This window comes from Arthrobacter sp. Soil_N43 (genome assembly GCF_057655195.1).
This window is the reverse complement of the sequence record NZ_JBDGML010000007.1, coordinates 1-3,444: the sequence shown is the minus strand read 5'-3', so window position 1 is coordinate 3,444 and position 3,444 is coordinate 1. Positions and strand designations below refer to the sequence as shown.

Sequence of the window (3,444 nt, the reverse complement as noted above, 5' to 3'; positions counted from 1 at the left end):
GTCCCGGCCGCAACGACGGCAACGTCGTCGGCTACCCGCTGGGTCCGGTTTACGCAGCCAAGGCTGGCGGATTCTTCTTCATCGTGTTCGGCGTCATCGCCCTGATGGCGGCATTCTTCACCATCAACCCGATCTGGAACTACGGGCCGTACGACCCGTCGCCCGTTTCGGCGGGCACGCAGCCTGACTGGTACATCGGCTGGGTTGACGGTGCGCTGCGCCTGATGCCTGGCGTCCTCGGTGACTTCCACTTCGAATTCATCGTCTTCGGATACGTGCTGACGCTCAACGTGCTGCTGCCGGCCCTGGTTCCGGCAGGCCTCGTGTTCACCGTTCTCTTCATGTACCCCTGGATCGAGCGCTGGATCACCAAGGACAACCGCGAACACCACGTTCTCGACCGTCCGCGCAACGCCCCCACCCGGACCGCGATCGGCATGGCAGGGTTCACGTTCTACTGCGTCATGTGGGCCGCAGCGAGCTCCGACCTGATCGCGACCCATTTCATGGTTTCGCTGAACGACGTCACGTACTGGCTGCGGGCGCTGTTCTTCCTCGGACCGATCATCGCGTTCGTCGTTACCAAGCGCGTGGCCCTGGCGCTGCAGCGCAAGGACCGCGAAATCGCCCTGCACGGCCGTGAAACCGGACGCATCGTGCGCCTCCCGCACGGTGAGTTCATCGAGGTGCACGCTCCGCTCGACGAATACAAGCGCTACAAGCTGGTGGGCTTCGAGTCTCCCCTTCCCCTGCCGGCTGAGCCGAATGAGCACGGTGTGGTAACCCGCAAGGAAAAGCGCCGTGCGGCGCTCTCCCGCTGGTTCTTCGAGGACAGGGTTGCCCCGGCAACGCCTGCTGAGCTCGAAGCCAGCCACGGCCACCACGAGGCTGTCGAGGCAGGCGCGGGTCAGAAGACCCTCAGCCACTAGTAGCATTCCGTACGGCTAGCACAGCAGAAAGGCCCGGTCCCTTGGGACCGGGCCTTTCTGCGTGCCAAGCGGGGCTCCTGCTACTGGTTCCGGTACCCGGATGCGTAATTGCGGGCGGGCCGCACTCCCGGCCGCTGCAAAGGCACCCAGAGCTTGTAGCGATCGGCACGGTAGAAGGACACGGAATAGTCGACCATGGCCCGTGCAACGAACGCGTGCCGCTGGATTTTCAGCAGCGGTGCACCGATCTCCACGTTCAGCAGCCGCGCGGTGGAGGGTGAGGCGGCCGTGGCTTCAATCATGTCCTCCCCCCATTCCATCACCAGGCCGAACTGTTCGCTCAGGACGTTGTACAGCGAGGTTGGGGGTTCGCCGTCCAGCAGCCCTGGTACGCGGTGGGCCGGAATGAAGTTCTCGTCCACGCTCATCGGCTCATTATCGGCCAGCAGCAGCCGCCGGAACCGCACCAGGGGCGTTCCCTCCTCCAGCTGGAGTTCGCGCGCGAGAAAGGCACTGGCGGCGATCTGCTCGAAGCTGAGGACCTTGGCTGCCGGCACCATACCGCGGCGCTGCATTTCCTCGCTGTACGAGGTGAGTTTGACCTGGAGATCGAGTTTGGGCTTGCGGACGAAGGTTCCCAACCCGACCACGCGCTCAATGACCTCTTCGCCCACCAGGGCGTCAATGGCTTGGCGGACGGTCATGCGGGCCAGTCCGAACCTCTCGGCCAGGTCCCGCTCCGAAGGAAGCCCAGAACCCGGCGGACAGGATGTTGCAATATACGTCCGGAGAAGTTCCCTCAGCTGGACATAGATGGGGGTCCCGGACTTCCGGTCAATCTCACCGACGATCGCGGCAGCGCTAGCAGCCATGGCGGCTGGTCCTGAAAGTCATCTTCACACTTCAAGGGTATGCCAATTCCGGACGAGGTCTAGACCAGCTTGGCGGGGCGCAGTTCGCGCTGTTCCGCAGCGATATTCTTAAGGGCGAACGAAGTAGACGACGGCGTCATTCCGTCCGAGTAAGAGGAGTCCCATTGCCAGTTCGCAAGGCAATCGTTTCAGCAGCCATAGGCCTGCATGCCCGCCCTGCGGCCGTTTTCGTCCGCGCTGTCACGGACACCGGCATGCCGGTAACCATCAGGAAAGACGGCACTGACGCCGTTGACGCCAGGTCCCTGCTGGAGGTGATGACCGCCGACTTCAACTGCGGCTGCGAAGTGGAACTGGGAATTACCGAATCCGCTCTGCCGGAAGGCCGCAGCCTCACCGATGCTGAAGCCGCACTGACCGGCCTGGCCGAGCTGTTGGAGTCGCCGGCGACCGCATAAGTTCGTCCCCAACCAACGACGGCGGGCCCCACCAAATGGTGGGGCCCGCCGTCGTTTGCTGTCTAACAGCCTGCTGATTACGCCTAGTGGGCGTGGTCGCCGCGGCTGTACTCGTAGACCCAGCCTACGAGCGTGATAATCGCCATGCCTGCGGCAATGAAGGTCATCCAGAACCCGATGGCGAGGCCCAGGAAACCTGCCGCGCAGGTCAGACCAAGCATCAAGGGCCACCAGCTCCAGGGGCTGAAGTGCCCCTGTTCGCCCGCGCCTTCGTGAATCTCGGCGTCATTGCGGTCCTCCGGACGCATCCCAACGCGCTTGCCGGTGAAGCCGAGGTAGGCGCCGATCATGCCGGCGAGGCCGCCGACGAGCAGGATGCCCAGGATGCCCACCCACTCAGACCAGTTGGTGAGGAAACCGTAAATCAGGGAGACCGGTACGAAGAAGAAGACTCCGGCTCCAAAAATCCAAGATTCGATCTTCACTGCGAGGTGTCCTTCTGATCGGCGTTACCGAGCACAGCTGCTGCCGGTGCCGGTGACTCAACGGTGTGTGACTGGGATAGCTCAGGGTGATGCAGGTCCAGTGCCGGGCGCTCCGAGCGGATGCGGGGCAGCGACGTGAAGTTGTGGCGCGGCGGCGGGCAGGATGTGGCCCATTCCAGCGAGGCGCCGAAGCCCCAAGGATCGTCGACCATGACCTTTTCGCTGCTGCGTGCCGTGATGTAGACGTTCCAGAAGAACGGAATCAGCGACGCGCCGAGGACGAACGAGGAGATCGTGGAGAACTGGTTCATCCAGGTGAAGTTGTCCTCGATCATGTAGTCGGCGTAGCGGCGCGGCATGCCTTCGACGCCCAGCCAGTGCTGGATCAGGAACGTGCCGTGGAAGCCCAGGAACAGCAGCCAGAAGTGGATCTTGCCGAGGCGTTCGTTGAGCATCTTGCCGGTCCACTTCGGCCACCAGAAGTAGAAGCCGGCGAACATCGCGAACACCACCGTGCCGAACACCACGTAGTGGAAGTGCGCCACCACGAAGTACGAGCCGGAGACGTGGAAGTCCAGCGGCGGGGAGGCCAGGATGATGCCGGTGAGGCCGCCGAAGAGGAACGTGATGAGGAAGCCGATGCTCCAGAGCATCGGGGTCTCGAAGGTGATTGAACCGCGCCACATGGTGCCGATCCAGT

General features: G+C 63.2%; 5 protein-coding genes. 2 read left to right on the top strand and 3 right to left on the bottom strand.

Annotated elements, in window-relative coordinates; genetic code table 11:
• Positions 1-929: cytochrome b family protein (locus tag AC3A3W_RS00130; RefSeq protein ID WP_487439869.1), on the top strand; the 929-nt coding region annotated here is incomplete at its 5' end.
• An 80-nt stretch (positions 930-1,009) separates the two neighbouring features.
• Here AC3A3W_RS00130 and AC3A3W_RS00125 read toward each other — a convergent pair.
• The gene (locus AC3A3W_RS00125) at positions 1,010-1,801 is read right to left on the bottom strand and encodes a GntR family transcriptional regulator (RefSeq protein ID WP_487439868.1); all 792 of its coding nucleotides are present in this window, start codon (positions 1,799-1,801) and stop codon (positions 1,010-1,012) included.
• Between the two features lie 164 nt (positions 1,802-1,965).
• On the opposite strand from AC3A3W_RS00125, the gene AC3A3W_RS00120 reads away from it, so the two are divergent.
• On the top strand, positions 1,966-2,259 hold the full coding sequence (locus tag AC3A3W_RS00120; protein ID WP_487439867.1) for an HPr family phosphocarrier protein: 294 nt from the start codon (positions 1,966-1,968) through the stop codon (positions 2,257-2,259).
• Positions 2,260-2,342: 83 nt separating this feature from the next.
• Here the strand turns inward: AC3A3W_RS00120 and AC3A3W_RS00115 are convergent, their stop codons facing one another.
• A complete protein-coding gene (locus tag AC3A3W_RS00115; protein ID WP_487439866.1) occupies positions 2,343-2,744 on the bottom strand; it encodes a cytochrome c oxidase subunit 4 in 402 nt (133 codons plus the stop codon).
• The coding region (locus AC3A3W_RS00110) for a cytochrome c oxidase subunit I (RefSeq protein ID WP_487439865.1) at positions 2,741-3,444 on the bottom strand (704 nt) is incomplete at its 5' end. The genes AC3A3W_RS00115 and AC3A3W_RS00110, both read right to left, overlap by 4 nt.

Excerpts from the sequence above, each read along its gene's own strand:
- AC3A3W_RS00125 (WP_487439868.1), bottom strand. The coding sequence starts at position 1,801 with ATGGCTGCTAGCGCTGCCGCGATCGTCGGTGAGATTGACCGGAAGTCC.